Source organism: Streptomyces sp. NPDC037410, from assembly GCF_055602235.1.
In genome coordinates this window covers 47890-74653 of the sequence record NZ_JBVJWR010000016.1, presented here as the reverse complement: position 1 = coordinate 74653, position 26764 = coordinate 47890, and the positions used below count along the sequence as shown (strand labels likewise).

Annotated in this window: 28 protein-coding genes and 1 pseudogene; 18 read left to right on the top strand and 11 right to left on the bottom strand. The window is 75.0% G+C overall.

From position 1 onward, the window contains the following. Positions 1 to 39: 39 nt before the first annotated feature. The 3 genes from ACZ7HT_RS25400 to ACZ7HT_RS25390 all read left to right on the top strand — a co-directional run bounded on the left by ACZ7HT_RS25400 (position 40) and on the right by ACZ7HT_RS25390 (position 1426). Positions 40 to 291 carry a LapA family protein gene (locus ACZ7HT_RS25400; protein ID WP_471170046.1) on the top strand — a complete coding sequence of 84 codons (252 nt, stop codon included), beginning with the start codon at positions 40 to 42 and terminating at the stop codon, positions 289 to 291. Next, positions 288 to 638: a hypothetical protein gene (locus tag ACZ7HT_RS25395; protein WP_471170043.1), complete on the top strand. Its 351-nt coding sequence runs from the start codon at positions 288 to 290 to the stop codon at positions 636 to 638. Before ACZ7HT_RS25400 ends, ACZ7HT_RS25395 begins: the two co-directional genes overlap by 4 nt. Positions 639 to 883: 245 nt before the next feature. After that, a complete protein-coding gene (locus ACZ7HT_RS25390) occupies positions 884 to 1426 on the top strand; it encodes a GNAT family N-acetyltransferase (protein WP_471170040.1) in 543 nt (180 codons plus the stop codon). Here ACZ7HT_RS25390 and ACZ7HT_RS25385 read toward each other — a convergent pair. Continuing rightward, complete coding sequence (locus ACZ7HT_RS25385; RefSeq protein WP_471170037.1) at positions 1423 to 1755, bottom strand: DUF6204 family protein; 333 nt, start codon at positions 1753 to 1755, stop codon at positions 1423 to 1425. The two genes, ACZ7HT_RS25390 and ACZ7HT_RS25385, sit on opposite strands and share 4 nt — an antisense overlap. Before the next feature lie 178 nt (positions 1756 to 1933). On the opposite strand from ACZ7HT_RS25385, the gene ACZ7HT_RS25380 reads away from it, so the two are divergent. After that, entirely contained in the window at positions 1934 to 3889 is a 1956-nt protein-coding gene (locus tag ACZ7HT_RS25380) for a DUF5107 domain-containing protein (RefSeq protein WP_471170033.1), read from the top strand. 24 nt (positions 3890 to 3913) lie between these two features. Here the strand turns inward: ACZ7HT_RS25380 and ACZ7HT_RS25375 are convergent, their stop codons facing one another. Next, positions 3914 to 4726: a methyltransferase domain-containing protein gene (locus ACZ7HT_RS25375; protein ID WP_471170030.1), complete on the bottom strand. Its 813-nt coding sequence runs from the start codon at positions 4724 to 4726 to the stop codon at positions 3914 to 3916. Between the two features lie 89 nt (positions 4727 to 4815). Beyond that, on the bottom strand, positions 4816 to 5316 hold the full coding sequence (locus ACZ7HT_RS25370) for a GNAT family N-acetyltransferase (RefSeq protein ID WP_471170027.1): 501 nt from the start codon (positions 5314 to 5316) through the stop codon (positions 4816 to 4818). A gap of 163 nt (positions 5317 to 5479) precedes the next feature. Here ACZ7HT_RS25370 and ACZ7HT_RS25365 point away from each other — a divergent pair, with 163 nt between their 5' ends. From ACZ7HT_RS25365 to ACZ7HT_RS25355, 3 genes are all read left to right on the top strand, one after another. Continuing rightward, positions 5480 to 6697: a sulfite oxidase gene (locus tag ACZ7HT_RS25365; protein ID WP_471170024.1), complete on the top strand. Its 1218-nt coding sequence runs from the start codon at positions 5480 to 5482 to the stop codon at positions 6695 to 6697. A gap of 80 nt (positions 6698 to 6777) precedes the next feature. Further along, on the top strand, positions 6778 to 8067 hold the full coding sequence (locus tag ACZ7HT_RS25360; RefSeq protein ID WP_471170021.1) for an aminotransferase class I/II-fold pyridoxal phosphate-dependent enzyme: 1290 nt from the start codon (positions 6778 to 6780) through the stop codon (positions 8065 to 8067). Between the two features lie 115 nt (positions 8068 to 8182). Next, a complete protein-coding gene (locus ACZ7HT_RS25355; RefSeq protein WP_471170018.1) occupies positions 8183 to 9397 on the top strand; it encodes an MBL fold metallo-hydrolase in 1215 nt (404 codons plus the stop codon). On the opposite strand, the gene ACZ7HT_RS25350 is transcribed toward ACZ7HT_RS25355, so the two are convergent. Then, on the bottom strand, positions 9377 to 10039 hold the full coding sequence (locus ACZ7HT_RS25350) for a DedA family protein (RefSeq protein ID WP_471170015.1): 663 nt from the start codon (positions 10037 to 10039) through the stop codon (positions 9377 to 9379). The two genes, ACZ7HT_RS25355 and ACZ7HT_RS25350, sit on opposite strands and share 21 nt — an antisense overlap. After that, complete coding sequence (locus ACZ7HT_RS25345) at positions 10036 to 10815, bottom strand: MBL fold metallo-hydrolase (protein WP_471170012.1); 780 nt, start codon at positions 10813 to 10815, stop codon at positions 10036 to 10038. The genes ACZ7HT_RS25350 and ACZ7HT_RS25345 overlap by 4 nt, the downstream gene beginning before the upstream one ends. Positions 10816 to 10925: 110 nt before the next feature. Here ACZ7HT_RS25345 and ACZ7HT_RS25340 point away from each other — a divergent pair, with 110 nt between their 5' ends. From ACZ7HT_RS25340 to ACZ7HT_RS25320, 5 genes are all read left to right on the top strand, one after another. Next, complete coding sequence (locus tag ACZ7HT_RS25340) at positions 10926 to 11330, top strand: hypothetical protein (RefSeq protein WP_471170009.1); 405 nt, start codon at positions 10926 to 10928, stop codon at positions 11328 to 11330. 76 nt (positions 11331 to 11406) lie between these two features. Beyond that, complete coding sequence (locus tag ACZ7HT_RS25335) at positions 11407 to 13566, top strand: phage holin family protein (RefSeq protein WP_471170006.1); 2160 nt, start codon at positions 11407 to 11409, stop codon at positions 13564 to 13566. A gap of 66 nt (positions 13567 to 13632) precedes the next feature. Then, positions 13633 to 15012: an amino acid permease gene (locus ACZ7HT_RS25330; protein ID WP_471170003.1), complete on the top strand. Its 1380-nt coding sequence runs from the start codon at positions 13633 to 13635 to the stop codon at positions 15010 to 15012. Positions 15013 to 15111: 99 nt separating this feature from the next. Then, positions 15112 to 15501, top strand: a complete 390-nt coding sequence (locus ACZ7HT_RS25325) for a hypothetical protein (protein ID WP_471170000.1) — start codon at positions 15112 to 15114, stop codon at positions 15499 to 15501. A 59-nt stretch (positions 15502 to 15560) separates the two neighbouring features. Next, positions 15561 to 15731, top strand: a complete 171-nt coding sequence (locus ACZ7HT_RS25320) for a hypothetical protein (protein WP_471169997.1) — start codon at positions 15561 to 15563, stop codon at positions 15729 to 15731. Between the two features lie 104 nt (positions 15732 to 15835). Here the strand turns inward: ACZ7HT_RS25320 and ACZ7HT_RS25315 are convergent, their stop codons facing one another. Then, positions 15836 to 17041: a low temperature requirement protein A gene (locus ACZ7HT_RS25315; RefSeq protein WP_471169994.1), complete on the bottom strand. Its 1206-nt coding sequence runs from the start codon at positions 17039 to 17041 to the stop codon at positions 15836 to 15838. 252 nt (positions 17042 to 17293) lie between these two features. Here ACZ7HT_RS25315 and ACZ7HT_RS25310 point away from each other — a divergent pair, with 252 nt between their 5' ends. Continuing rightward, a complete protein-coding gene (locus tag ACZ7HT_RS25310; protein WP_471169991.1) occupies positions 17294 to 17716 on the top strand; it encodes a hypothetical protein in 423 nt (140 codons plus the stop codon). On the opposite strand, the gene ACZ7HT_RS25305 is transcribed toward ACZ7HT_RS25310, so the two are convergent. Next, positions 17697 to 18512: a helix-turn-helix domain-containing protein gene (locus ACZ7HT_RS25305; protein WP_471169988.1), complete on the bottom strand. Its 816-nt coding sequence runs from the start codon at positions 18510 to 18512 to the stop codon at positions 17697 to 17699. The two genes, ACZ7HT_RS25310 and ACZ7HT_RS25305, sit on opposite strands and share 20 nt — an antisense overlap. Before the next feature lie 100 nt (positions 18513 to 18612). Between ACZ7HT_RS25305 and ACZ7HT_RS25300 the strand changes: the two genes are divergently transcribed. Both ACZ7HT_RS25300 and ACZ7HT_RS25295 read left to right on the top strand, forming a co-directional pair. Continuing rightward, on the top strand, positions 18613 to 18918 hold the full coding sequence (locus ACZ7HT_RS25300) for a 4a-hydroxytetrahydrobiopterin dehydratase (protein WP_471169985.1): 306 nt from the start codon (positions 18613 to 18615) through the stop codon (positions 18916 to 18918). Positions 18919 to 18949: 31 nt separating this feature from the next. After that, complete coding sequence (locus ACZ7HT_RS25295; protein WP_471170346.1) at positions 18950 to 19684, top strand: class I SAM-dependent methyltransferase; 735 nt, start codon at positions 18950 to 18952, stop codon at positions 19682 to 19684. 5 nt (positions 19685 to 19689) lie between these two features. Here the strand turns inward: ACZ7HT_RS25295 and ACZ7HT_RS25290 are convergent. Further along, a pseudogene (locus ACZ7HT_RS25290) lies at positions 19690 to 19878 on the bottom strand (NmrA family transcriptional regulator); the annotation flags it as partial. Between the two features lie 42 nt (positions 19879 to 19920). On the opposite strand from ACZ7HT_RS25290, the gene ACZ7HT_RS25285 reads away from it, so the two are divergent. Together ACZ7HT_RS25285 and ACZ7HT_RS25280 are read left to right on the top strand one after the other, a co-directional pair. Then, the gene (locus ACZ7HT_RS25285; RefSeq protein ID WP_471169982.1) at positions 19921 to 20853 is read left to right on the top strand and encodes an AraC family transcriptional regulator; all 933 of its coding nucleotides are present in this window, start codon (positions 19921 to 19923) and stop codon (positions 20851 to 20853) included. A gap of 130 nt (positions 20854 to 20983) precedes the next feature. Beyond that, positions 20984 to 21898: a class I SAM-dependent methyltransferase gene (locus ACZ7HT_RS25280; RefSeq protein ID WP_471169979.1), complete on the top strand. Its 915-nt coding sequence runs from the start codon at positions 20984 to 20986 to the stop codon at positions 21896 to 21898. A gap of 18 nt (positions 21899 to 21916) precedes the next feature. Here ACZ7HT_RS25280 and ACZ7HT_RS25275 read toward each other — a convergent pair whose 3' ends face one another. After that, positions 21917 to 22381, bottom strand: coding sequence for an RICIN domain-containing protein (locus tag ACZ7HT_RS25275; RefSeq protein ID WP_471169976.1), 465 nt, complete (start codon positions 22379 to 22381; stop codon positions 21917 to 21919). A gap of 153 nt (positions 22382 to 22534) precedes the next feature. Here ACZ7HT_RS25275 and ACZ7HT_RS25270 point away from each other — a divergent pair, with 153 nt between their 5' ends. Next, entirely contained in the window at positions 22535 to 23809 is a 1275-nt protein-coding gene (locus ACZ7HT_RS25270; RefSeq protein ID WP_471169973.1) for an SUKH-4 family immunity protein, read from the top strand. A 129-nt stretch (positions 23810 to 23938) separates the two neighbouring features. Here ACZ7HT_RS25270 and ACZ7HT_RS25265 read toward each other — a convergent pair whose 3' ends face one another. Both ACZ7HT_RS25265 and ACZ7HT_RS25260 read right to left on the bottom strand, forming a co-directional pair. Beyond that, a complete protein-coding gene (locus tag ACZ7HT_RS25265) occupies positions 23939 to 24733 on the bottom strand; it encodes an aldo/keto reductase (protein ID WP_471170343.1) in 795 nt (264 codons plus the stop codon). A 142-nt stretch (positions 24734 to 24875) separates the two neighbouring features. Then, positions 24876 to 26699: an AMP-dependent synthetase/ligase gene (locus ACZ7HT_RS25260; RefSeq protein WP_471169971.1), complete on the bottom strand. Its 1824-nt coding sequence runs from the start codon at positions 26697 to 26699 to the stop codon at positions 24876 to 24878. Positions 26700 to 26764 lie beyond the last annotated feature (65 nt).

Here is a 26764-nt window from a genome sequence, read left to right as displayed (position 1 = left end):
GTACGACCGACGGCACACGATGCAGGAGAGGGGCCGGGCATGAGTCCCAAGGAGACGCCACGGACATCGGGCGGGGGCACGTCCCGGCTGGCCGGAGCCTTCACCCCGGGGCGGATCGCGATGCTCGCGGTCGCCGTCCTCACCCTGGTCTTCATCTTCGAGAACACCCGTGAGGTCAGGATCCGCCTGCTGATCCCCGAGGTCACGATGCCGCTGTACGTGGCGCTGCTCGTGACCGCCGTCCTCGGCGCCGCCTGCGGCTACTACGTCGCCGCCCGGAGGCGGAAGTGAGGCGGGCCACCGCCGTCGGCGTCGGCGCGCTCCTGGCGCTCGCGGCCGTCGCCGCCTCCTCGGCGGAGGACGCCGCCGCACCCGGCGACGAGGCGGGCACACGGCCGATGCCGGATTTCCTCGGCCGGGGCCTGTGGCGGGTCTTCACCCACCTGGACCGCCGGACCCGGCTCGATGTCCACGACGTGAGCGGCCGCGACCGGCGGGTGCTCTGGCCGCCGCGCTGGGAGGTCTGCACCCAGTACCCGGCGCCGGGCACGGCCCTCGACCGGCGCACCACGGTCATGATCGGAGTCGTACGGAAGGGAGAGACCTGCCCGCCCCGCGTCCGCGACGCCCGCCGCTGAGCGCTGCCGCGCGGGTGCGGGACGGTGCGGGGTCGTGGCCGTGGCCGTACGAGCCCGTGCCGCGCCCGTCCCGCTGAGCGCTGCAGCGCCGCTGCGGCGCGGGGCCGTGGCGGGGGCCGTAGAAGTGGCCGTGCCCGCGCTCGTACGAGCCCGTCCCGCGCCCGTACGGTGCACGAAGGACGCTCTGTCGCCGTACGGGCCCGTGCCCGGCCCGCACGGGCCCGCGCACCGCCTAGCCTGGCCCCATGTCCGACGATCACGGTACGTACCTCGCCGCCGGGCCCCGCGTGGGCCTGCGCCCCTTCTCCCCGGACGACGCCGAGGAGTTCACCGCCCGCGCCCGCGAGAGCCGGGAGCTCCACCGGCCCTGGCTCTTCCCGCCGTGCACGACCGAGGCGTACGAGGCGTACGCGGCCGCGCTGATCGGCAATCCGGAGCGCGCGGGCTTCCTGGTGTGCGAGCGCGCCGACGGCGGCGCGCTCGCCGGCTTCGTCAACATCAACAACATCGTCCGCGGCGCCTTCCGCAGCGGCGCCCTCGGCTACGGCGCCTTCGCGCACGCCGCCGGACGCGGACTGCTCACCGAGGCCCTCGGGCTGGTCCTCGACCACGCCTTCGGGCCCCTGGAGCTGCACCGCCTGGAGGCGAACATCCAGCCCGGGAACACCGCCTCCCGCGCCCTCGTCCGCCGCCTCGGCTTCCGCCTGGAGGGCTTCTCGCCCGCGATGCTGCACATCGACGGGGCCTGGCGGGACCACGAACGCTGGGCGATCACGGCCTCGGACTAGCGCTTGCGGTTGATCTTCATCATGTCGAGGTCCGTCACCGTCGAGCGCAGCGCCTTGTACCCGTGCCCCAGCTCCCCGAGCGCCGTCTCCACCCGGTCCTCGGCGATCGCGCCCGCCATCTCCTCGCCGTCCTCGGCGTCCGAGACGACGACGAGGCGGTACGAGAAGGCCTTCAGCGTCCGGTCGTAGGCCAGCGAGCCCTCCTCCGTGAACTCCATCGCCGCCATCCCGTGGTCGTCCACCTCGGCCAGCAGCCGCGACCGGCTCTCCTCCGACAGACCGTCGAACGTCCCGCGCACGATCACCCGGTAGGTGTGCTGCGTACCCATTCCTCGTACTCCCTGTGCCCTGCCCGCCGACCGCCACGGCGGCGGTCCGACCTTGCACACTACGGCGACGCGCAGCGTCCCCGCCGGGAATATCCGGGCCGCCGCCCGCGGGTCCTTTGCCGAAGCCTGACGTGGAGAGCCCCTGGTCAGGACCGGCTCCGGCGTGTTCCATGGATCGATGACGACCGTACGACGTGCCGTACTGACGCTGCCCGCAGCCCCGTTGGGCCCGGACAACCCTCTCCCCGCACTGCGGGCCCCCGCCGGCGCCGGGGCCCACGCGGTCGACGCGCGGACCCTCGCGGCGCTCCCGCGCGACATGGCCCGGGGCCTCGGACGGGCGCCCCTGCGCAGCCTGCTCCCCGCCCCCGTGCGCGACGGCTACGGCCGCGACCGCACCCCCGCGGACCTCGACACGATCGTGATCGAGAACGACCGGCTCCGGGTGACCGTCCTGCCCGGCCTCGGCGGCCGCGTCCACTCCCTGCACCACAAGCCCACCGGACGCGAACTCCTCTACCGCAACCCGGTCCTCCAGCCCGCCGCCTTCGCCCTCAACGGCGCCTGGTTCTCCGGCGGCATCGAGTGGAACATCGGGGCCACCGGCCACACCACCCTCTCCTGCTCGCCCCTCCACGCGGCGACCGTCCGCGCCCCCGACGGCGGCCCGATGCTCCGCCTCTGGGAGTGGGAGCGCCTGCGCGACCTGCCCTTCCAGGTGGACCTGTGGCTGCCGGAGGGCTCCGACTTCCTGTACGTCGGCGTCCGCGTCCGCAACCCCCACGAGCGGACCGCCCCCACCTACTGGTGGTCCAACACCGCCGTCCCCGAGGAGCGCAGGGTCCTCGCGCCCGCCGACGCGGCCTGGCACCACGGCTACGACCGCGGCCTGAACCGCCTCCCCGTGCCCGTCACCGAGGACGGCACCGACCGCTCGTACCCGCTGAACGGCGCCCACGCCGCGGACTACTTCTACGACCTGCCGGACGGGCAGCGCCGCTGGATCGCCGCGCTCGACGCCGACGGCCACGGACTCGTCCAGACCTCCACCGACGCGCTGCGCGGCCGCAAGCTCTTCCTGTGGGGCACCGAGCGCGGCGGCCGCCGCTGGCAGGAGTGGCTGACCGAACCCGGCACCCCCGGCTACGCCGAGATCCAGGCCGGACTGGCCCGCACCCAGCTGGAGCACCTGGAGCTCGCGGCCGGAGGGGAGTTCAGCTGGCTGGAGGCGTACGGGCCGCTCGCCGCCGACCCCGCCGCGGCGCTCGGCGACGACTGGGCGGCGGCCCGCGCGGACGTCGAGCACCGCCTGGAGGCGGCACTGCCGCGCGCCGCGGTCGACGCGGCGTACACCGCCTGGCGGGAGGGCGCCGCGGACACCGAACCGGAGACCCTCCTCGCGGCCGGCTCCGGCTGGGGAGCGCTCGAAGTCCTGCGCGGGGGACACGCGTTGCCCGGTACGCCCTTCCCCGAGTCGACGCTCGGCCCCGACCAGGAACCCTGGCGGGAGCTCCTGCGCACCGGTGTCCTGCCGCCCCCGGCGAAGGGCGCGGGACCCGGCGCGCCGCTGGTCGCCGCCCCCTGGCGGGACATGCTGGAGACCGCCCCCGCCGACCCCTCCACCGAGTACCACCTCGGCATCGCCCAGTGGCACGCCGGAGACCGCGCCCAGGCGGTACGGAGCTGGGAGCGCGGACTCCACCGGGCCGAGGTGCGCTGGCCCCTGCTGTACTGCCTGGCCGTCGCCGACCGGGAGGACGGGCACCCGCGGCGGGCCGCCGAGCGGTTCGCGGAGGCCCTGACCGACCACGAGGACCACGACGGGGGAGAGCCGGTGACCGCCGCGCTCGGACGCGAGGCCGTGGAAGCCCTGCTCGCCACGGGCCGGCCGGGCCCCGCCCGGGAGCTGTGGGCGCGGCTGCCCGGCGAGGTCCGGGGGAGGGGCGCCTTCCGCCTCCTGGAGATCCGGATCCTGCTCGCCGAGGGCCGGGCGGGCGAGGCCCGCGCCGTCTTCGACGAGGGCTTCGAGGTCGCGGACCTGCGCGAGGGCGCGGAGGTCCTCGGCGAGCTCTGGGCGGAGCTCACCGACGAACCCCTGCCGGACGCCTACGAGTTCAGGATGCGCCCGCACTGATAATGATGCGGGGAGCGGGGGCGGTCAGGACACCCGGCACAGGATCTCGCCGTGCGGGACCATGAACCAGGCGTCCTCCTGCGCGCCCCACTCCCGCCAGGCCTCCGCGGTCGCCGCCAGTTCGGCGGCGGTCGCGTGGCCGCCGTCCACGGCCAGTCCGGCGTAGCCGGAGGCGGTCGTACGGTCCGCCCACAGGCCGCTCCACCAGTCGCGCTCCTCCGGGGTGGCGAAGCACCAGGTGGCGGCCGTCGTCGTGATCTCGGTGAAGCCGGCCTGCCGGGCCCAGGAGAACAGCCGCCGTCCCGCGTCCGGTTCGCCGCCGTTGGCGCGCGCGACCCGGTGGTAGAGGTCCAGCCACCCGTCCAGAGCGGGCCGTTCGGGGTACCAGGTGAAGGCCCCGTAGTCGCTGTCGCGTGCCGCGACGACACCGCCGGGCCGGCACACCCGGCGCATCTCGCGCAGCGCCCGGACCGGGTCGCCGACGTGCTGCAGCATCTGGTGGGCGTGCACGACGTCGAAGGAGTCGTCGGGGAAGTCCAGGGCGTGGACGTCGGCGACGGCGAACTCGACGTTGTCCAGGCCGCGTTCGGCGGCGACCGCGCGGGCCTTCGTCAGGACGTCCTCGGCCGCGTCGACCGCGGTCACCCGGCCCGGAGCGACCAGCGCGGCCAGGTCGGCGGTGATGGTGCCGGGCCCGCAGCCCACGTCCAGGACGTCCAGGCCCTTGCGCAGTTCGGGCAGCAGGTAGGCCGCGGAGTTGGCGGCGGTCCGCCAGCTGTGCGAGCGCAGGACCGACTCGTGGTGGCCGTGGGTGTAGACGGCGGAGGCGTGCGTCATCGAAGCGACTCCCTCGGTGTGGGTGCGTGCCTCCACCGTACGCAGGTATGTCGCATGATGAGACCAGCGTCTTGAGATGTGGACATCGGTCAGGTCAACAGATCGCGCCGGTACCGGAGTTCCTCCAGAACCCGGCCGCCCGTCCCCTCCCACACCGCCGTCCCGTCCGGCCGCCACCCGGCCGCCTCGTAGAACCTCCGCCCCCGCGCGTTCCCCGCGAACACCCACAGGGACGCCGCCCGGAACCCGGCCGCGACGAGCGCCTCGGTCGTCGCCGACATCAGCGCCCGCCCGACGCCCGCGCCCCAGACCTCCGGCAGGACGTACAGTGCCGCCAGCTCGGCCGTGCCGTCCGGGCAGGGCCGGAAACAGGAGAACGCGACCACCCGCCCGTCGTCCCCCGTCGCCACGAGGACCGTGGGCCGGCCCGGGGCCGCGAGACGGTCGCGCCACACCGAGGCGCGCTCCTCCGTGTCGAGAGCGTCGAGGTACGGGTCGGGGACCAGGCCGCGGTAGGCGGCCCGCCAGGACAGGACGTGCGCGACGGCTAGGGCCGCGGCGTCCTCGGGAAGCGCTTCACGTATCGACATGCCGCATTCTGGCCCCGGCGGCACCCCGGACACCCCTGGATATCGGCGGACTCCGCCGACCTGACGAACCCTCGTATGACAGCACCGTGAACAGACGCTCCGGAGCGCCCCCGCCGCCCTAGGGTGAGCCCGTCGACCGCCTTCCCGCCTGCCGAGGAGTCCCGTGCCGTACTCGCCCGCGCCCGCCCGTCGCTCCCTGCTCAAGCTGCTCGCGGCGGGCCCCGCGGTCTCCGCGCTCGGCGGGCTCGCCGCCGTCGCTCCCGCGTACGCTGGTCCCATGGACGTCGTGGCGGATGCCGCGCCCGGCATCGTCAAAGCCCTCCCGCCGGAGTACTTCACGGTCCGCGGGACGAACGCCGAGGCCCGCTACGAGACCTTCGCGGACACCGGCCTCCTCACCCCCGCCGAGCGCTTCTTCGTCCGCAACCACACCTCCACCCCCGTCGTCGACGCCGCCGACTGGCGGCTGACGCTCTGGGGCGACGGACTCCACGGCCGCAGCCCCGTCCACTTCACCTACGGGCAGCTGCGCGACCTGCCCTCCGTCACCCGGACGGCCCTGATGGAGTGCGCCGGAAACGGCCGCAGCCTCTACGCCACCCAGCAGGGCCGGCCGGTCACCGGCACCCCCTGGACCCTCGGTGCCGTCGGAGCGGCCCGCTGGCGCGGCGTCCGCCTCGCCGACGTGCTCCGGCTCGCCGGGATCGCCCACGACGCCGTCGACCTCCAGCCGCGCGGCCTGGACGACCCGTACGTCTCCGGCGGCGTCGACTACGGCCGGGTCCGCCGCCCGCTGCCGGTCGCCAAGGCGCTCGACGACGTGATCCTCGCGTACGAGATGAACGGAGAGCCGCTCCCGTACGACCACGGCCACCCGGTCCGGCTCGTCGTGCCCTCCTGGGTCGGCATCGCCTCCATCAAGTGGCTCGGCGACATCGAGGTCTCCACCAGGCCGCTCAGCTCGCCCTGGTCCACCGAGTGGTACCGCCTCTTCGGTGACGCCTATCCCGCCGGCGGGAGCGCCCCGGTCAGCCGCCAGACCCTCAAGTCCGCCTACCAGCTGCCCTTCGGCGCCACCCTCGAAGCCGACAGCCCGCACACGCTCACCGGCCGCGCCTGGTCCGCCCTCGCCCCCGTGCGGACCGTGGAGGTCTCCACCGACGGCGGCGCCCACTGGCGCCACGCCCGGCTCCACGACACCCCGCGCCGCGACGGCTGGGTCCGCTGGAGCGTGCCATGGCGCCCGCACGCCGCCGGACAGGTCACGCTGCTCTCCCGTACCACCGACGCCGCCGGGAACACGCAGCCCGACCAGGCCGTGCACAACACCCAGGGGTACCTCTTCAACGCCGTCGTGCGTCACCCGGTCACCGTCGTCTGAAGGGGCGAAAACCGCCGAACCTTCGTATAAAGGGCACGGGGGTGCCCGCCCGGCGCCCCCGTGCTCAGGAGGTACGGGAGATGCCGCAGACGGCTCCGGAAGGCCGCGGCCCGGTGCGCGACGGACCGCGGCACACGGCTCCGGAAGGCCGCGGCCCCGTGCGCTACGGGCCTCCCGCACCCGACACGGGCCTCGACACCGGCCTCCCCGTGCTGCCCGGACTCGCCGGGCTCCTCGCCGCCGCTGCCGGGCGCACCGCCCCCGAGCCGCCCGGCGGCGGGCCCGTCCTGCGCGAGGCCGCCGCCGGCTACTGGTGGCGCCGCGGCCTGCGGACCCACCCCGAGGACGTGGTGGCCGCCCCCGGCGCCCCCGCCCTCCTCCTGGCCCTGATCGCCGCCCACGGCGGCGATCTCCTGCTGCCCCGCCCCTGCCCCGCCTGGTGGACCCCGCAGGCCCGGCTCCTCGGCCGCCCGGCGTACCACGTGCCCACGTCCGCCGAGGCCGGCGGCGTCCCCGACCCGTACGCCCTCCTGGAGACCGTCCGGCGGATCCGGGCCGAGGGTGGCGACCCCCGGGTCCTGCTGCTCTCCGTCGCCGACGACCCCACCGCCACCGTCGCCCCGCCCGAACTCGTCCGCGAGGCCTGCGAGGCCGCCGTCGCCGAGGGCCTCCACGTCGTCAGCGACGAGACCTGGCGCGACACCCTCCACGACCCGGGCGGCACGGTGCTGCTCAGCCCCGCCGAGATGTGCCCCGCCGACGTCACCGTCCTCGTCGACCTCGGCGGCGCCCTCACCCCCGCCGCCTGGCCCTGCGCCGTCGCCCGCTTCCCGCCCACCGACCCGTCCCGCGCCGACCGCTGGACCGACCCCAGGGCCCGCGTCCTCGACGTGCTCACCGCCCTCGGCGCCCTCGTCCCCGGGCCCGTGGCCCCCGCCATGGCGCACGCCCTCGACGAACCCGGGGACGTCACCGCACGGGCCCGGCGCGCCGCCACCACCCACGGGCGGCTCGCCGGCGCCGCGCACCGCGCCGTCCTCGCCGCCGGAGCCCTGGCCCGGCCCCCGCAGGCCGGCCGCCACCTCTACGCCGACCTCGGGCCGCTGCGCGCCGGGCTCGCCGCCCGGGGCGTCACCGACTCCCTGGAGCTGGAGAGCCACCTCACCGCGCGGCTCGGCGCCCCGGTGACCGGCGGCCACCGCTTCGGCGACGAACTCGGCGCGCTGCGCGTCCGGTTCGGCACCGGCATGTTCCTGGGCACCGGCGAGGAGGAGCGGGCCGAGGCCCTCGGGGCGGCCGATCCGGTGGAACTGCCCCATGTGGCCCGCGCGTTGGAGGACTTCGGAGGGGCCCTGGAGGAACTGCGGTGACGGCGACGAGGGTTCCGGTGGTGTCGGAGAGGGCGGCCTCCGTCGGGCGCCGACGTCCCGCGACCGCCACGCCCCCTCCCCGTCGCGCCGAGCCCGAGCGGAACGGAGCCCGCAGATGACCGAACGGACGGCACCGCCCGCACGGACCGGAGACACCGCGGCCCCGGCCCCGCACCCGGCCCAGGCCCCGCACCCGGCCGCGCACCCGGCCCCCGCCCCGCACCCGGGCCAGGCCGCGCCACCCTCGGCCCCGGCCGGACCCGCCCCGGCCCCCGCCCCGCCCCCGGGCCAGGCCGCGCCACCCTCGGCCCCGGCCGGACCCGCCCCGGCCCCGCACCACCCCGGCCAGGCCCCGGCACCCGCCCCCGTCCTCCAGCCCCTCGGCCGGCTGCGCCACGACTGGCCCCGGACCTTCGCCGACCGGCTCACCGCGCCCCTGCCCGGTGTCCGGGCCCTGGCGCGGTTCGCCCGCGAGGGAGCCGTGCGCCCCCGCCCCGAAGGGCTCCGGGACATCCCGCTGCTGCCCTTCGAGCCCGGTCCGCTGCCGCCCGCCGGGCCCGACACGCTCGCCGTCACCTGGGCCGGGCACGCCAGCTGGATCCTGCGCGTCGGCGGACTCACCGTCCTCACCGACCCGGTCTGGTCCCGCCGCATCTTCGGCACCCCGGCCCGGCTCACCCCCGTCGGGGTCCGCTGGGAGGACCTCCCGCGCGTCGACGCCGTCGTCATCAGCCACAACCACTTCGACCACCTCGACGGCCCCACCCTCAAGCGGCTGCCCCGGCACACCCCGGTCTTCGTCCCCGCCGGACTCGGCCGCTGGTTCACCCGCCGCCGGTTCAGCCGGGTCACCGAGCTCGACTGGTGGGAGGCCGCCGAACTCGACGGCGTCCGCTTCGACTTCGTCCCCGCCCACCACTGGTCCAAGCGCACCCTCCTGGACACCTGCCGCTCCCTGTGGGGCGGCTGGATGCTCACCGACCGCACCGGGCACCGGATCCACTTCGCCGGGGACACGGGATACGGCCACTGGTTCGCCGAGATCGGCCGCCGCTACCCCGGCATCGACCTGGCGCTGCTGCCGATCGGCGCGTACGACCCCCGCTGGTGGCTCAGCGACGTCCACACCGACCCGGAGGAGGCGGTCCGCGCCCACCAGGACCTCGGCGCGCGCCGGATGGCGCCCATGCACTGGGCGACCTTCGTGCTCTCCGCCGAGCCCGTCCTCGAACCCCTCACCCGGGTCAGGGCCGCCTGGGAGAAGGCCGGTCTGCCCCGCGAGGACCTGTGGGACCTTGCGGTCGGCGGCTCACGGGTGCTCGTGCCCTGACGGGACCTCAGGGCCCGTCCTCCGGATCCGCCGCCACAGTGCCGGGACCGCGCTGATCAGTACCGTCAGGCCCACCGCCGCGACCACTCCCTGCCAGGGCTCGGGGAAGAGCGAGCCGCCCAGGATCCCGATCAGCTGGTACGTCGCCGCCCACGCCAGGCACGCCGCCGCGTCCCCCCGGACGAAGCGGCGCAGCGGCATCTCGGCGAGCAGGCACGCCAGCATCACCGGGATCCGCCCCGCCGGTACGAGCCGGGACAGCACGAGCACCGACACCTGGTGGGTGTCGAGCCGCTCCTGGGCGTGAACGAGCCGGTCGGGCGTCACCCGGGAGCGCAGCGCCGCGAGCCACCGGGAGCCGTTGCGGGAACGGACCCCGCGCTGCCCGAGCCAGTACAGCGCGGTGTCGCCGAGCAGCGCGGCGGACGCCGCGACCAGGAAGACGTAGAGCAGCGAGAACGGCGAGGAGTGGTGGAAGGCGACCACCGCCGCCGAGCTGACGATCGCGCCCGTCGGCACGACCGGCACCAGCGCGCCGAGCGCCACGAGCAGGAACAGCGAGGGATAGCCGACCGCCTGCTGCGTCGACTCCGGCGGCAGCTCGCGCACCGCCGTGACGAGCCCGGTGAATCCGAGGGTCACCGCGCGACCTCCGGCCGCACCCGGTCGCCGTGGCCGAGGAGGTGGACCGCCACCTTCGGCGCGAGCCGGGCCGCGTGCCGTACGAACTCGTCGCCCGGCGCGTGGAACTCGTGCGGCCGGACCGCGTCGAGCCCGATCGGCCAGTACGTGCCGAAGTGCACCGGCACCGCCGCCGCCGGCGAGAGCGCGGCGAGCGCCTGGGCCGCCCGCCCCGCGTCGAGGTGGCCGTGCCCGAGGTACGGCCCCCAGCCGCCGACCGGCAGCAGGGCCACGTCCACGGGGCCCACCGCGTCCGCCATGCCGTCGAAAAGGCCGGTGTCCCCGGCGAAGTACGTCCGGGCCTCGCCCTCGACGACGTACCCGAGGGCGGGGGAGCGGTGCGGCCCGACCGGCATCCGCCGCCCGTCGTGGAGCGCCGGGACGGCCCGTACCGTCACGCCCTCCACCGTCACCGCGTCACCCGGCTCCACCTCGGTCAGCCGCAGCCCGTTCCTGTCGAGCCGGCGAAGCCCCGGTACGGCGGCGGCCGCGCCGCGCGGCACGAGGACCCGCGTCCCCGGCGGGAGCTGGGCGAGCGAGGGGAGGTGGAGGTGGTCGGCGTGCAGGTGCGAGACGAGGACGGCCTCGGCCAGGGCGGCCTCGGGCGGCGGCAGGGCGCCGCGCCGCCGGCGCAGATGGGCGAGCCGCCGGGCGAACAGCGGATCGGTGAGGAAGCGGACCCCGGAGTCCTCGACCGTGCAGGTCGCGTGACCCCACCAGGTGACCTCCACCGGCATGCCGCCCTTCTGCTGTCCGTCTCGTCAGACGTCTGTCGTAACGAGGGTAAATGTCCGGAGCGTGCTCCGGAGGATGTTCGGGCGTCACCTTCCGGCAGTAGGGTCTGGCCATGGACGACGTTCGGGTGGCGGCGATCGCCAGCCTCACCCCGCTCGAAGAGCTGGACAGCGACCCCTTCCTTGTCGACACGCGCGGTCAGCACGCGGTGTGCGCCCGCTGGGCCGTCGACCAGGGGTACGTGCTCGCCCGTCAGCTGTTCTGCTACGGAATCCGCCCGGACGACGCGGCGCTCTGGGCCGACGTGGAGGCAGGGACGGTGGACCTCTTCGTGGCCCCCAACGAGCGGGTCCTCGCCCGCGCGTTGACCTCCGTGCCGGGCTTCCGCGCCGAGTGCGAGCGGCGCGGGGTGCGGGTGGAGACCGTCGGACTTGACGAACCCCCGTACGACACGGCGGCCAGAGCGGGGGTGCACCGGCGGCTTTCGATGCCCACGGCCGGGTACGACGGCTCCTGAGGCTCCTTGCCCCGAGGTCCTGACGGGCCCGTTGTGCCACGCTTGAGGCAGGTAACGGGCGAAAGGTGAAGCGCGCGTGGGTGAGGGGCGATGGGGTGGCGCCGACCGCTGGCGGTCCGCGGGCAGGACACTGGCGCGCGTGCTCGTGGTCTGGGCGGTGTCCACGCTCACGATGCTCGTCCTCGCCGGGCTGCTGCCCGACTTCCAGCTCCAGTCCGCCGACGGCGACAGCTTCACGCGGACCGCCCTCACCGCCGCCACGGCCGCCGGCGCGTTCGGTCTGCTCGGGGCGCTCGTGTGGCCGGTGATCGTGCGGGCACTGCTGCTCGTCCCGGCACTCGTCCTCGGCCTGCTCGTCTTCTTCCTCAACGGCTCGCTGCTGCTCATCGCGCTATGGGTGATCCCCGACGGGCGCGGCGCCGCCGCCCCCGAGACCGCCGTCGTGGTCGCCGCCGTCATGTCCGCCGTCGCCTCCGCCACCTCCACGGCCCTCGCCGTCCGCGACGACGACGCCTACCGGCGCCGGCTCTACCGGCTCACCGGCCGCACCCGCCCCCGCGACCCCGGCGACTCGGCGGGGGCCGTGCCCGGCACGGTCTTCCTCCAGCTCGACGGCGTCGGCCACCACGTGCTGCGCGGCGCCGTCGCCGACGGCCTCATGCCGACCGTCGCGGCCTGGCTGGACGCCGGCCACCGGCTCACCCCCTGGCGCACCGACTGGTCGAGCCAGACCGGCGCCAGCCAGCTCGGCATCCTGCACGGCTCCAACGAGGACGTGCCCGCCTTCCGCTGGTACGAGAAGGACACCGGCCGGCTCATGGTGTCGAACCGTCCGGCGAGCGCCGTCGAGCTCCAGCGCCGGGCCGTGCTCCGCACCGGGGACGGCGGTCTCCTCACGGTCGACGGCGCCTCCCGGGGCAACCTGTTCAGCGGCGGCGCCGACCAGCTCGCCCTGGTCCTGTCGATGGCGGCCCGGCGCGGCCGCCGCAACCGCTCCCGGGCCGGCTACTTCGCCTACTTCTCCGACCCGGCCAACGCCGTCCGCACCGCGGGCTCGCTCGTCGCCGAGTGCGTCCGGGAGATGTACCAGTCGACGCGGGCGCGGCTGCGCGGGGAGACCCCGAGGGTCTCGCGCGGCGGCACGTACCCCTTCGTCCGCGCCTTCGCGACGGTCGTCGAGAGGGACGTCGTGGTCTCCGCCGTCATGGGCGACATGCTGGCCGGGCGGACCGCCGTCTACGCGGACCTCGTCGCGTACGACGAGGTGGCGCACCACTCGGGACCGCACGGCCGGGACACGGACCAGGTCCTGGCGCGCCTCGACCGGGCGATCGCGCTCATCGCCACGGTCGCCGAGCACGCCCCGCGTCCGTACCGGATCGTGCTGCTCTCCGACCACGGGCAGAGCCCCGGCGAGACGTTCGAGTCGGCGTACGGTCTGTCGCTCAAGGACCTCGTACGGGCCGGGTGCGGGCTGCCGGTGCCGCGGCGGGTGCGGCGCACGCGTAGCGGGTCGGAGGCGCGGGACGCGGCCAGGGACGCGCTGCGCAGCGCGCTGCACCGGCCGGTGGACGAGAGCGGCGAGACGGCGCGGGAGCTGCCCGCCCGGCCTTCGGAGCCCGTGGTCCTGGCCTCCGGCAACCTCGCTCTCGTCTCCTTCCCCGACGCGCGCCACCGGATGACCCGCGAGGAGATCGACCGGCGCCATCCGGCGCTCCTGCGGACCCTCGCGCACCATCCGGGCGTCGGCTTCGTGCTCGTGGCGAGCGCCGAGCACGGCTCGGTGGTGCTCGCCCGCGACGGGGTGGAGGTGCCGGTCGCCGAGCTCGCGGACGACGGACCGCTCGCGGTCTTCGGGCGGGGCGCGGCGGCGGCCGTGCGGCGCACGGACGGCTTCCCGCACGTCGCGGACATCATGGTCAACTCCATGTACGACCCGGCGACGGGAACCGTGCACGCCTTCGAGGAGCAGATCGGCTCGCACGGCGGCCTCGGCGGCGAGCAGTCGCACGCCTTCCTGCTGTCGCCGCCGGACCTGTCGCCGCCGGTCGGCGCGGGGGAGGAGCTGGTCGGGGCGGAGCGGGTGCACCGGGTGCTGCGGCGCTGGCTGCGCGAGTCCTCGGGCCCTCAGGTGCCGATCGGTCCGGGGGTGTCGGTGGAGATTTCCCCGTCCGCACGCGAAACGGAATCAATTCTTCCGGTCGAGGGGCCGGTCGCGCCGGACAAAAACCACTGATTTGGACGCCTGTTCGTCACTACCGGACGATGGTCCGGATTTGTACGACGGAAGGCGCACCACCCCATGAGCACGGCCACCACAACTCCACAGCGCGAGCCCGGGACGGACACCGCACCCGCCGACCGGCACACCCGCCGCTTCGGCCTCCCGATCGCGACCGCCCTGGTCATGGGCAACATCATCGGCGGCGGCATCTTCCTGCTGCCCGCCTCCGTCGCCCCGTACGGCACCGTCAGCCTCGTCGCCTTCGGCGTCCTCACCCTCGGTGCGATCGCCCTCGCCCTCGTCTTCGGCCGGCTCGCCCACCGCCTGCCGCAGACCGGCGGACCGTACGTCTACGCCCGCGCCGCCTTCGGCGACTTCGCCGGCTTCCTGGCGGCCTGGAGCTACTGGATCACCGCCTGGGTCTCCAACGCGGCCCTCGCCGTCGCCGCCGTCGGCTACCTCGACGTGGTCGTCCCCATCCACGCATCCAAGGCCGCCACCATCGCCGCCGCCCTGGCCTTCCAGTGGCTGCCCGCCCTCGCCAACCTGGCCGGCACCCGCTACGTCGGCGCGGTCCAGATCGTCGCGACCGTGCTCAAGTTCGTCCCGCTGATCCTGGTCGCCGTCGGCGGACTCTTCTTCTTCGACAGCGCCAACCTCGGGCCCTTCCACCCCGGCGAGGGCGGCACGCTCGGCGCGGTCTCCGCCTCCGCCGCGATCCTGCTCTTCAGCTACCTCGGCGTCGAGTCCGCCGCCGTCAGCGCCGGCGAGGTCCGCGACCCGCGCCGCAACGTCGGCCGCGCCACCGTCCTCGGCACCCTCGGCGCCGCCGCCGTCTACCTCCTCGGCACCCTCTCCGTCTTCGGCACCGTCCCGCACGACAAGCTGGTCACCTCCACCGCGCCCTTCTCCGACGCCACGAACGCCATGTTCGGCGGCTCCTGGGGCGGCACCGCCGTCGCCTGCATGGCGATGGTCTCCATCCTCGGCGCCCTCAACGGCTGGACGCTGCTCAGCGCCCAGGCCCCCTACGCCGCCGCCCGCGACGGGCTCTTCCCGAAGGTCTTCACGGTCAAGCGGCGCGGTGTGCCGACGGCCGGCGTCCTCGTCACCGTCGTCCTCGCCTCGCTCCTGACGGTCTACAACTACACGGCCGGCACACAGGGCGTCTTCGAGATCCTCGTCCTCGTCACCACCTTCACCGCCACCGTGCCCTACCTGCTCTCCACCGCCGCCCAGATCTACTTCCTGCTGTCCGGGCAGTCCGAGAAGGTCTCCCGCGCCCGGCTCGCCCGCGACGCCGTCCTCGCCCTCGCCGCCTTCGGCTTCTCCCTCTGGCTGGTCGCCGGTTCGGGCTACGCGGCCGTCTACCAGGGCGTCCTGTTCCTCTTCGCCGGCGTCCTCGTGTACGCCTGGATGGCGGCCCGCAAGCAGCGCGCCGCCGCGGCCGCGGAATGACCGCCGGGGCGGTGAATCCGACGCCCTGACGTAGGCCGCCCGGGCGGATCACGGGCCGGGGGCGCGTGCGCGTCCCCCGGCGGGGCAGTACGGATCACCGTGAGCCCCGCCCACCAGTCGCCCGCCGCGCCCGCCACCCCGGCGGGGCGCCGGGCGCGCCCGGACCGGGGCCGTCACCGGTGGATCGCGCTCCTGCTCGTCCTCGCCGCGCTGTTCGGCGCCGGGGCCGCCGGTGCGCTCCCCGTCGCAGAGACGCGCCCCGCGGCCGCCGCCGCCCCGGCCTCCGACCCGGGCGGCGAGACCCACGACCACGGCGCCACCGAGGCCGGACTCCCGGACCGGGCCCGACGCCCGGGCACGGGCCTCCGTCCCGCCGGGCCCGGCCCCCGGCCCCAGGGCCACCGCCGGAATCCGGCACCCGCCCCCGACCCCTCCCCTGTCCCCGCCCCGCGCGGCGACGCGCTCCGGTGCGTGGTGATGCGCTGCTGAGAGGCCCCCGCCTCCCCGCAGTCCAGCGACATCACCCCCGCACCACGAGGAGCTTCGCCATGCCCGTCGACCCGTACGCCGTCCTCCAGGCGCTGCTGCGCGCCGAGGCCTCCCGCGCCCGGCGCGCCGAGCGCACCGCCCCCGAGCCCGCCGCACCGGCACCGGCCCGGACGCCCGAGCCGACCGCCCGCCGGGAGGACCCGGTCCACCACGAGGACCCCCTGCACTGACCACCGGCACCGGCCTCCCGGAGCCCGCCTCCGGGAGGCCGGGTCAGAACGGCGCAGGCATCGGCTGTGCGCGCCCGCTCAAGCCGCTCCCGCAGCCGGCCCCGTCAGGCCGCCTCCGCCACGTCGATCGTCCGCGCGCCCCGCCTCGTGTGCAGCCCCACGAGCAGCGCCGCCGTCCCGGCGAGGGACGTGAGCGCCACCAGGGCCGGGACGAGGCCGACCAGCGGGCCCGCCGCCAGGCAGCACGCCCCGCCCACGGCCAGGGCGGTCGGCCGCCGCCCGGACGTGCGCAGCACGATCGCGGCGCCGCCCAGCAGATAGACGCCGACGCCCCCGGTCAGGGACCAGGCCACGACACCGTGCAGCGGCTCCGCGAGGCCGTAGTGGGCGGTGTCGGCGACCTGCTGGAGGACCTTCTTCATCCCGAGCGCGGTGAGCACGATCCCGGCGACCAGGGGCAGGTGCAGGAACGTGTACACGTCCCGGGCGAACCGGGTGCGGTCGTCGCCGTCGAGCGCGAAGAGACGGTGCTCGGCGGACTCGCCCAGCTGCCGGAAGTACAGCCGCCACAGCCCGGCCGAGAGCAGCAGCCCGGCGGCCGAGGCGCCGAGCACGGCGTACGAGAGGTGGAAGCCGGCGACGCCGACGCCCATCGCCACGATGGACTCACCGAGCGCGATGATCACGATCAGACCGTGCCGCTCGGCGAAGTGCCCGGGGGAGTTGACCCGCCAGCCGGAGGCACCGGTGACGTAGATCCCGCCGTAGTCGACGGCCACCGCCCCCAGCCACCACAGGAGTTGGGCCCGGCCGTCGTAGGCGCAGCCGATCAGCAGCAGCACGAGCGGCGGCAGCACGGACGACAGGGCCGTCCGCCGCAGGGTGACCCGCAGCGCGGCGTCGCCCGGGCTGGAGAGCCAGTACGAGGTCAGGTGCAGGATCCGCACCGCGCCGTAGCAGAGCACGAACACCAGAGGCGCCGGGAGCCCGGCCGCCGGGTCCGCGAAGACCTCGGGCACGGCGATGGACACGATCAGGACGACGGCCATCACGGTGACGAGGACGCCGAACACGGCGCCGGAATCGGCCCGTACGACATTGCCCAGCCAGGCGAAGGCGCACCAGCACCACCACAGCAGCGCGAGGACCACCATCGCGCCGACCGTCCGCACCGGCGAGGGCGCGGCCGCCATCAGGGCGGTGACCTGGGTGATCGCGTACACGAACACCAGGTCGAAGAAGAGCTCCGCGGGCGTCACCTTGTGATCGTCCCCGGTGGCCACCATGGCCCGTTCCCTGTTCCACGCCATCCGTGTTCTCCCCCTTCGGGGCACCGGTTCCGGCCACCCCGGCGGGAAGACTACTCACCCCGGGGGAACGGGCGACACGGCCGCCCGGAGAACGGCATCACCCCGGGCGTGACCTCGCGCATTACCCGGCAGGTAATCGACCCCCCGCCCGCCGCCCGGCATGCTCATGAACACCGGAACCCGGGCGGCGCACTCCGCTCGGGCTCCGGGCCCACCACCAGCGCGAACGTCCCCTTCGGAGGGTGATCCACCATGTCCCAGGCCCTGCACCGATCTTTGAGGATCGCCCGCACCACCCGCCCCCAGTCCGCGGTGCGCCGTTTCCTCGCCCTCGACGCCGTCGTCACCGGGGCCAACGGGATCGCCTACCTCGCCGCCTCCGGCCCCCTCGGCGAACTCCTCGGCGTCGACGCGGGACTCCTCCTCGAACTGGGCGTCTTCCTCACCGCGTTCGCCGCCGGCGTCGCCTGGCTCGCGAGCCGTCCACAGCCCCCGGCGCTCGCCGTGAAGGCCGTCGTCGACGCCAACGTCCTCTGGGCCGTCCTCAGCGTCGTCGCCCTCGTCGCCTGGCTGGAGCCGACCACCGCCGGCCTGGTGTGGACCCCGATGCAGGCGGCCACCGTCGCCGGCTTCGCCGCACTCCAGTGGGCGGCGCTCAGGGCGACTGCGCGGTGAGCGACCGGAGGTACGCGACCGTCTCCGGGTCGGCCGGGAGGAACGTCTCGATGGCCAGCTCGGCGACGGTCACGTCCATCGGCGTGTTGAACGTCGAGATCGACGACACGAACGACAGCACACGCCCGTCGTGCTCGATCCGCAGCGGCAGCGCGAAGTACGGGTACGGCTCCGCGTCCGGCCGGTCCTCCGGATCGATCCGCTCCGGCAGCGGATAGCCCGCCACCTCCTCGTACAGCTCGCGCAGCGCCTCCGAACGGGCCAGCGCGATCTGACGGTCCATCTGAGCCAGGAGGTGGCCCCGCCATTCCCGCAGGTTCCGGATCCGGGGCGCCAGGCCCTCCGGGTGCAGGGTGAGCCGCATCGCGTTCATCGGCGGGGTCAGCAGGTGCTCCGGAAGCCCGGCGAGCAGCAGCCCGATCCCCCGGTTGGCCGCCACCACCGTGTACGTGCCGTCCACCACCAGGGCCGGGTACGGCTCGTACCCGTCGAGCAACTGCTGGATGCCCCAGCGCAGCGTCTCCAGGCGCGGCGCGTCCAGCGGCGACTCCGCGTACCGGGGCGCGTATCCCGCCGCGAGCAACAGCGCGTTCCGCTCGCGCACCGGCACGTCCAGGTGCTCGGCGAGCTTCAGGACCATCTCCTCGCTCGGCCGGGAGCGGCCCGTCTCCACGAACGAGATGTGCCGCGCCGAGGAGTCCGCGCGCAGCGCGAGCTCCAGCTGGCTCAGCCGCCGCTGCTCACGCCACCCGCGCAGGAGCGGCCCTACCCCCGTGTCGCTCACGACAGTTGTCATGGCCAGACGGTATCCCAGAGGTGGACCTCGGGTAGTTTCTCCCCGGGGCCGCTGTCCGTCACCCCGTCACCCCGCACCACCGACCGGAGGGAGCAGCGCCGTGTCCACACAGCCGCTGTCGCAGAAGGAGATCGAGGACCGCCTCAGGGAGCTGCCCGGCTGGTCCGTGGACGCCGACCGGCTCACCCGGACCTACCGGCTCGGCGACCACTTCGCGGCGACCGCGCTCGTCGTCCACGTGGCCCAGATCCAGCAGGAGCTGAACCACCACTCCGACCTCACCCTCGGCTACAACACGGTGACCCTCGCCGTGAACACCCACGACGCCGGCGGCGCCGTCACCGAGAAGGACTTCGAACTCGCCGACCGCGTCGAGCAGATCGCCCCCGGCCACGGCGCGACCTGACGGCATTACGATCACGGGCATGGCGGATACCGTGCTCGACTACGAGGCAGAGGCAGCGCACTACGACCGGACCCGCGGCGGGGAGCCCAGGGCCGAGGCGGCCGCCGAGGCCGTCCTGCGGCTCGTCCCGCCCGGCGCCCGCACCCTGCTCGACCTCGCCTGCGGCACCGGCCTCGTCACCGAACGCCTCACCCGGCCCGGCCTGCGCGTGTACGGCGCCGACGCCGCCCACGCCATGGTGCGGGTCGCCGCCGACCGGGCGCCCGGCCGCGCCGTACGCGCCGACGCCCGCCGGCTGCCGCTGCCCGACGGGTCCCTGGACGCCGTCGCCGCCGTCTGGCTGCTGCACCTCGTCCCCTTCGCGGCGGACGTCGTCGCCGAGGCGGCCCGGGTCCTGCGCCCCGGCGGCGTCCTCGTCGTCACCGTCGACAAGGACGCCGCCCATGACGTCGGCAGCGACATCGACGCGATCCTCCGCCCGCACCGCTCGGCCGGCACGGCCTCCGACCGGGCCGACCTGATCACGGCCTGCGCGGCCGCCCACGGTCTCGACCCCGCCCCCGGCACCCGCTTCACCGGCCACGGACAGGGCAGCAGCCCGCGCGACACCGTCCGGAAGCTGTGCTCCGGCTACTTCGCCTCCTGGTTCGACGGCGACCCGGCGACCACCGAGACGCTCGCCGCCGCCCTGACCGCCCTCCCGGACCAGGACCGCCCCCGAGCCGACCCCCGTTACCGGCTCGCGAGCTTCGTCAGGCGCGGCTGAACCCGTCACGCCCCCGGTCCGCCCCACGCCCCCGCCGCGAAGGCGGCGAAGGAGCGCGGCTCGCGGCCCAGGACCCGCTTCACGCCGTCCGTCGCCGAGGCGTTGTGGCCGTCGAGGAGTGTGCAGAACAGGGCCGCGAGCCACTGCGCCTCGCCGGCCGGGAGCCCGAACCCGGCGAGCAGTCGCGCGTACTCCTTCCGTCTCAGGCCCTGTTCGAAGCCCTACGCTTGCGCACCATGGACGCACTCGCCGGACTCCTCGACGGGCCACGCGCCAAGGGCGCCTTCCTGCTCCGCATGATCATGGAGCCGCCGTGGTCCGTGCGCATCGAGGACGAGGCCCCGATCTGCCTCATGTGCGTCACCGACGGCGAGGCCTGGATCGTCCCCGACACCGGCGCACCCGTCCTGCTGCGCCCGGGCGACGTCGCCATCGCCCGCGGCCCCGAGCCGTACACCGTCGCCCACCGCCCCGACGCCCCGCCCCACGCCAGGATCGGCCCCGACGGCGGCTGCACCACCCTCTCCGGGGAGCCGCTCGCCCAGTCCATGCGCCTCGGCGTCCGCACCTGGGGCAACGCCCCCGACGGCGGCACCACGGTCCTCGTCGGCACCTACCTGATGGACGGCGAGGTCGGCCGCAGGCTCCTCGACGCCCTGCCGGGCCTGGTGCACCTGCCCGCCGACGTGTGGAACTGCCCGCTCATGCCCTTCCTCGACGAGGAGATCTCCCGCGACGAACCCGGCCAGAGCGTCGTCCTCGACCGGGTCCTCGACCTGCTGCTCATCGCCGCCGTCCGCGCCTGGTTCTCCCGGCCGGGCGCCGAGGCCCCCGCCTGGTACCGCGCGATGGGCGACCCCGTGGTCGGCCGGGCGCTCCGGCTGCTCCAGAACGACCCCGCCCACCCGTGGACCGTCGCCTCCCTCGCCGCGAAGTCGGGTGTGTCCCGGGCCGCGCTCGCCCGCCGCTTCACCGAGCTCGTCGGGGAGCCCCCGATGGCGTACCTCACCGGCTGGCGGCTCGCGCTCGCCGCGGACCTGCTCCGCGGCACGGACGCCACGGTCGAGTCCGTCGCCCGGCAGGTCGGCTACAGCGGCGCGTTCGCCCTGAGCGCCGCCTTCAAGCGCGTACGGGGCGTCAGCCCGCAGGAACACCGGGGCCGCGGCTGACGGGCCGCCTGGTCGGGCGGCCGGCTCTGTCGCCGGAACCGTTGCCGGGCCCGCCGCAACCGCCGCCGGGCCTGTTGCCGGACCGGCAACATTTCTCGCGTTCGCGGCCGCCCCGTCGCACCCTGGTGCCATGAGCCAGCATCACGCGTCCCACCACGGCCACCAGCACGGCACCGGTCACGGTCACGGCCCTCACGACCACACCCACCTCGACTGGAGCGAGATGGCTCCGCTCCTGGAGCGGCAGGCCGAGATCGCGAGCCCCGCCTACGCGGAGGCCGCCGCGTGGCTCGGCACCCTCGCGCCGGCGCAGGGCGTCCGCCGGATCCTCGACGTCGGCAGCGGTCCCGGCGTGGTGACCAGCCTGCTCGCCGATGCGTTCCCGGCCGCCGAGGCCGTCGCCGTCGACGGCGCCCCCGAACTCCTCGCCCTGGCCCGGGCCCGCGCCGACGCCCGCAACCTCGGCGCACGGGTCTCCACCCGCCACGCCGAACTCCCCGAGGCGATCGGCACCCTGGGGCGGGCCGACCTCGTCTGGGCGGGCAACTCCCTGCACCACATGGGCGACCAGAGCGCCGCGCTCGCCGAGTTCGCCGGCATCCTGAACCCCGGCGGGCTCCTCGTCCTCGTCGAGGGCGGGCTGCCCCGGCGGCACCTGCCCCAGAACATCGGGATCGGCAGGCCCGGCCTTGAGGCACGGCTCGACGCCGCCCACGCCGACTGGTTCGGCGAGATGCGCGCCGAGCTGCCCGGGGCCAAGGACGAGCCGGACGACTGGCGGGCGCTGCTCACCGGCGCCGGCCTCACCCCGGCCGGCACCCGCACGTTCCTCGTGGACGTCCCCGCGCCCGTGTCCCCGGCCGTCCGGGAACTGGCCCTCGCCCACTACGAGCGTCTGCGGGACGGCCTGGCCGCGCGGCTCGACGCCGACGACAAGGAGACCCTCGACCGGCTGCTCGACCCGGCCGACGCACTGTCCCTGCACCACCGCACGGACCTGTTCCACCTCACTGCCCACACCGTGCACACCGCCCGCAAGGGCTGAGCCCGCACCCGGCCCGGGTCAGGACACCGGCTCCAGCCGCCACCACTGGAACGGCGAGTCGGTGTCCTCCCACTGCCGGACGTTCCCCCCGTCCTCCTTCGTCTCGTCGGCGACCTCCAGGAACAGCCCGCTGATGAAGCTCACCAGGGCCACCGTCCCCGGCGACTGGAGGTCCTGCTCGATGATCCACTCCTGCGCGCCGAAGTTGTTGGCCCTCCACTGCTGGATGCCGGCGCCGTTCTCCGTGGACGCGTTCACCACGTCGAGCCGCTTGCCACTGGCCGCGTTGACCAGGTGGTAGAGCCCGCCGCCGTTCGGCACGGGCGTGATGTGCCAGTGCTGCCCGGGAGTTCCGCTCTCCGTGCCCTGCTGCGCCTTCGCGCCGCTGCGGCTCGACCCCTGGTACACCTCCAGGAGCAGCCCGCTCGCCACGTTCCGCACCCGGTAGAGGCCCGCCTCCACGGGCTCCGGGGCACCGCTCACCGTACCGACTCCTTCTCCTCGCCGGGCAGTTGCACCGCGCGGCCGTCACCGCCGCGCGCAGCCCCCAGGGACCGTCTCCGACTCTACGTCCCGGGTACGACAACGGCCCCGGCCGCCGCCCGCGCCCGGCGCACCGGCTGGCACGATGGGCCGGTGACCGATCCCGATCTCCGTACCCTGCTCGACGACCCCGCCGAGGTCCTGCGCCATGACCGCGCCGAGCTCCGTGCCCGCCTCGCCGCCCTGCCGGACGATCACGGCGGCGTCGGCCGCGAGGTGTTCACCCAGGCCGAGGCGGTGTTCGGGAGCGCCCCGGCGACCTCCGCCGAGTTCGCCTCCTGGCTGCACTTCGCCGCGACCGTCCTCGGCCACCGCGAGTACGCCGAGCGCGTGGCGGCCGCCGAACCCGGGCTGCCGTGGCGGACGGTGTGGGCCTGGTGGCGTCCGGTCGGCGCGCACGAGGCCGCGCCGAACCTCAGCGGAGACCGCTCCGCCGAGGTGTACGAGGCCGGGGGCGTCCCGCTCCTCAAGGTCTGGGCCCTGTGGTGCGAGGACACCTGGTTCGACCTGGCCACCGGCACGCCCCGGCCCGCCCCCGCCGAGGACACGGCCGAACCGTACGAGGAGAGCGAGCCGGACGGACCCTGGCTGTTCGACGGCGACGACGAGTCCTGGGCGCTGCGGAGCCCCGATGCCTGGGAGGAGCCGATCCCGCTGGACGGCGGCCGCTACGTCTTCCTCGACGCGCGCGGAGTGGCCGTCGTGGAGCAGAACGACACGGCCCTCGCCGACTGGCCGACGGGCGGCGCCGATTCCTCCGAACCGGCACCGGCGGACGGCGGGCCGTGGTTCCGGCCGGGCACGAGGAACGCGGACGGGCCGCTCACGGCGGCCCGGCTCGACGGGGTCTTCGGCCCCTCCGGGGTCCTCCGCGTCCCGGCGACCGACCAGCCCGCCGCCCTCACGCACGCACCGACCAGGACGCTGCTCGCCGAGGCCGGACTGCCCCGCCACTGGGCGGCCGGCGTCACGTCCTTCGCGCTCGCCGACGAGCCGCTGGGCCCGGGCCCCGGGGGCCTGCTGCGGGTCGGCGCGTTCGACCTCGGCTACTGCGATCCCGGGGAGGTCTTCGTCCACCCCGGGACCGGTGCCGTCTCCCTGCGCCAGCCGGACGGCAGCCACGGCCCCGGCGGCGACGCCGTCTTCCCGCTCGTCCGCGACCTGGAGTCCTTCGTCCGGTTCCTGGAGGGCGTCCGCCGTCACATGGGCGCCTGCTGGGACCCGTACCCGGGGGAGGAGGGCGTGAAGGACTTCCTCCGGGCGATGGAGGCCGTCGACGCCGAGGCCCTGGCCGAGGGCGCGCCCGGCGCCGAGGTCTGGGAGCACCTCTTCGCCTCGATCACCGAACTCGGCGTGGACGGCTACTGAGCCGGGGGACCGCCGGGGCGCCGCGACGGGCGGCGGCCGAGGCGCGACGTACGGCTAGCGCCGCGACGTACGCCTGCCGAGCCGGCGCGCCGCCGCAGCGGTGCGTCGGCCCCACCCCCTCCGTGTCCTTCAGGCGCCGACGTTGAACTCCGCGGGGTTCGGGCCCAGGCGGCGGCTCTCGTCGAGGGCGGCGATGGCCGCCAGGTCCTCGGCGTCCAGCTCGAAGCCGAAGACGTCGATGTTCTCGCGGATGCGCGAGGGGGTGACCGACTTCGGGATCACCACGTTCCCCAGCTGGAGGTGCCAGCGCAGCACCACCTGCGCCGGGGTCCTGCCGTGCTTGCGGCCGATCGCGACGATCGCCGGGACCTCCAGGAGGCCCTTGCCGGAGCCGAGCGGCGACCACGCCTCGGTCGCGATGCCGTACCGCTCGTGCACCTCGCGCGACTCCGGCTGGGTGAGCTGCGGGTGCAGCTCGATCTGGTTGACGGCGGGCACGACCGAGGTCTCGCCGATCAGCCGCTCCAGGTGCTCCGGGAGGAAGTTGGAGACGCCGATCGCCTTGGCGCGCCCGTCCGCGAGGATCTTCTCGAAGGCCCGGTACGTGTCGACGTACGCGTCCTTCGCCGGCACCGGCCAGTGGATCAGGTAGAGGTCGACGTAGTCGAGGCCCAGCTTGTCGAGGGACTCGTCGAAGGCGCGCAGCGTCGAGTCGTGGCCCTGCTCGCTGTTCCACAGCTTCGTGGTGATGAACAGCTCCTCGCGGGCGATCCCCGAGGCGGCGACGGCACGGCCGGTGCCCCGCTCGTTGCCGTAGATCGCGGCGGTGTCGATGGAGCGGTACCCGGCCTCCAGGGCCGTCGTCACGGCGGCCGTCGCCTCGTCGTCCGGCACCTGCCAGACACCGAAGCCCAGCTGCGGCATGTGCACGCCGTTGTTCAGGATGACCGAGGGAACGATGCTGTCCGTGCTCACGTGGGATGGATCCTTACGTCGTCGTCACTGGCTGTACGGAGGTACTCCCACCGTCAACGACCACGGGCCGTTCCGCATTCCAACCGGCCGGTCAGCCGTACAGCGCCTCGACCTCCGCCGCGTACGCCCGCTCGATCGCCTTCCGCTTCAGCTTCAGCGACGGGGTGAGCAGCCCGTGCTCCTCGCTGAACGGATGCGCCAGGATCCGGAACGTCCGGATCGACTCGGCCTGCGAGACCAGCGTGTTCGCCGCCACCACCCCGCGCCGGATCTCCGTTTCCAGGGCCGGGTCGCGCACCAGCTCGGCCGGGGAGAGCGGCGCCCGCCCCTGCATCGCAAGCCAGTGCTCGACCGCCTCCTGATCGACCGTCACGAGGGCGGCGATGTACGGCCGGTCGTTGCCGACCACGATGCACTGGGAGATCAGCGGATGCGCCCGCACCCGCTCCTCCAGGGCGGTGGGGGAGACGCTCTTGCCGCCCGAGGTCACCAGGATCTCCTTCTTCCGCCCGGTGATCGTCAGATAGCCGTCCGCGTCGAGGGCGCCGAGGTCCCCGGTGGCCAGCCAGCCGTCGTTGAGGACGGCGGCCGTCGCCTCCGGGGCGTTCAGATAACCGGAGAAGACCTGGCCGCCGTGCAGCCACACCTCGCCGTCCTCCGCGATGTGGACCGTCGTCCCCGGGACCGGCTGGCCCACCGTGCCGTACTTCGTCCGCCCGGGCGGGTTCGCCGTGGCGGCCGCCGAGGACTCCGTCAGGCCGTACCCCTCGAAGACCGTGATCCCCGCGCCCGCGAAGAACAGCCCCTGGCGGCGGTCCATGGCCGAGCCGCCCGACATCGCGTGCCGCACCCGCCCGCCCAGGGCCGCGCGCACCTTGACGTAGACCGTCTTCTCGAAGAACTGGTGCTGCACGCGCAGCGCCGCCGACGGCCCCGGACCGGTCCCGAAGGCCTTCTGCTCCAGCGCCTCCGCGTAGGCGACGGCCACCTCGACGGCCTTGTCGAAGGGGCCGGCCTTCCCTTCGCCCTCCGCCTTGCGGCGGGCCGCGTGGAAGACCTTCTCGAAGACGTACGGCACGGCCAGGACGAAACTCGGCCGGAACGCCACCAGGTCGGGGAGCAGCTCGGCCGCCGCCATCACCGGCTGGTGCCCCAGCTTCACCCCGCCGCGGACCGCCGCGACCTCCACCATGCGCCCGAAGACGTGCGCGAGCGGCAGGAACAGCAGCGTCGAGGCCTGCTCGTCGGGCCGCGAGCGGAACACCGGCTCCCAGCGGCCCATCACCATGTCCGTCTCGAACATCAGGTTCGCGTGGGTGATCACACAGCCCTTGGGGCGGCCGGTCGTCCCCGAGGTGTAGATGACCGTCGCGATCGTCTCCGGGGTCACCGCCCGCCGGTGCCGGTGCAGGACCTCCTCGTCGATCCCCTCGCCCGCCGCCGTCAGCTCGCCCACCGCGCCCGCGTCCAGCTGCCACAGCCGCTGGAGCCGGGGGAGCCGGTCGATCACCGAGCCGATCGTCATCGCGTGGTCCTCGTGCTCCACGACGCAGGCGGTGACCTCGGCGTCGTGCAGCATCCAGTAGACCTGCTCGGCGGAGGAGGTCGGATAGACCGGCACGGGCTGGGCGCCCAGCGTCCACAGCGCGAAGTCGAACAGCGTCCACTCGTACCGGGTCCTGGCCATGATCGCGACCCGGTCGCCGAACCGCACGCCCTCCGCGACCAGCCCCTTCGCGAGGCCCACGACCTCGTCCCGGAACCGCGCGGCGGTCACGTCGTGCCACTGCCCGTCCGGGCCCTTCCGGCCGAAGGCGATCCGGTCCGGGTCGGCGAGGGCGTGGTCGAACACGGCGTCCGCCAGACCGCCGACCTGAGGCGCCGCCTCGACGGGCGGCACGGTGAACTCGCGCACTGACCTGCTCCTCGACGGCTCGGTGGCTGGAAAAGCCCGTTGTCGCGCTCCGTACGGCGCGGGTG

What these genes read in the sequence shown, in the direction of transcription:
- ACZ7HT_RS25310 (WP_471169991.1), top strand. Translation starts at nt 17,294, where the DNA reads ATGTCCCAGGCCCTGCACCGATCTTTGAGGATCGCCCGCACCACCCGC.
- ACZ7HT_RS25330 (WP_471170003.1), top strand. Translation starts at nt 13,633, where the DNA reads ATGAGCACGGCCACCACAACTCCACAGCGCGAGCCCGGGACGGACACC.
- ACZ7HT_RS25280 (WP_471169979.1), top strand. Translation starts at nt 20,984, where the DNA reads ATGAGCCAGCATCACGCGTCCCACCACGGCCACCAGCACGGCACCGGT.
- ACZ7HT_RS25360 (WP_471170021.1), top strand. Translation starts at nt 6,778, where the DNA reads ATGCCGCAGACGGCTCCGGAAGGCCGCGGCCCGGTGCGCGACGGACCG.
- ACZ7HT_RS25385 (WP_471170037.1), bottom strand. Translation starts at nt 1,755, where the DNA reads ATGGGTACGCAGCACACCTACCGGGTGATCGTGCGCGGGACGTTCGAC.
- ACZ7HT_RS25315 (WP_471169994.1), bottom strand. Translation starts at nt 17,041, where the DNA reads ATGGCGTGGAACAGGGAACGGGCCATGGTGGCCACCGGGGACGATCAC.
- ACZ7HT_RS25380 (WP_471170033.1), top strand. Translation starts at nt 1,934, where the DNA reads ATGACGACCGTACGACGTGCCGTACTGACGCTGCCCGCAGCCCCGTTG.
- ACZ7HT_RS25375 (WP_471170030.1), bottom strand. Translation starts at nt 4,726, where the DNA reads ATGACGCACGCCTCCGCCGTCTACACCCACGGCCACCACGAGTCGGTC.
- ACZ7HT_RS25400 (WP_471170046.1), top strand. Translation starts at nt 40, where the DNA reads ATGAGTCCCAAGGAGACGCCACGGACATCGGGCGGGGGCACGTCCCGG.
- ACZ7HT_RS25320 (WP_471169997.1), top strand. Translation starts at nt 15,561, where the DNA reads ATGCCCGTCGACCCGTACGCCGTCCTCCAGGCGCTGCTGCGCGCCGAG.
- ACZ7HT_RS25390 (WP_471170040.1), top strand. Translation starts at nt 884, where the DNA reads ATGTCCGACGATCACGGTACGTACCTCGCCGCCGGGCCCCGCGTGGGC.
- ACZ7HT_RS25285 (WP_471169982.1), top strand. Translation starts at nt 19,921, where the DNA reads ATGGACGCACTCGCCGGACTCCTCGACGGGCCACGCGCCAAGGGCGCC.
- ACZ7HT_RS25355 (WP_471170018.1), top strand. Translation starts at nt 8,183, where the DNA reads ATGACCGAACGGACGGCACCGCCCGCACGGACCGGAGACACCGCGGCC.
- ACZ7HT_RS25370 (WP_471170027.1), bottom strand. Translation starts at nt 5,316, where the DNA reads ATGTCGATACGTGAAGCGCTTCCCGAGGACGCCGCGGCCCTAGCCGTC.
- ACZ7HT_RS25265 (WP_471170343.1), bottom strand. Translation starts at nt 24,733, where the DNA reads ATGCCGCAGCTGGGCTTCGGTGTCTGGCAGGTGCCGGACGACGAGGCG.
- ACZ7HT_RS25305 (WP_471169988.1), bottom strand. Translation starts at nt 18,512, where the DNA reads ATGACAACTGTCGTGAGCGACACGGGGGTAGGGCCGCTCCTGCGCGGG.
- ACZ7HT_RS25340 (WP_471170009.1), top strand. Translation starts at nt 10,926, where the DNA reads ATGGACGACGTTCGGGTGGCGGCGATCGCCAGCCTCACCCCGCTCGAA.
- ACZ7HT_RS25345 (WP_471170012.1), bottom strand. Translation starts at nt 10,815, where the DNA reads ATGCCGGTGGAGGTCACCTGGTGGGGTCACGCGACCTGCACGGTCGAG.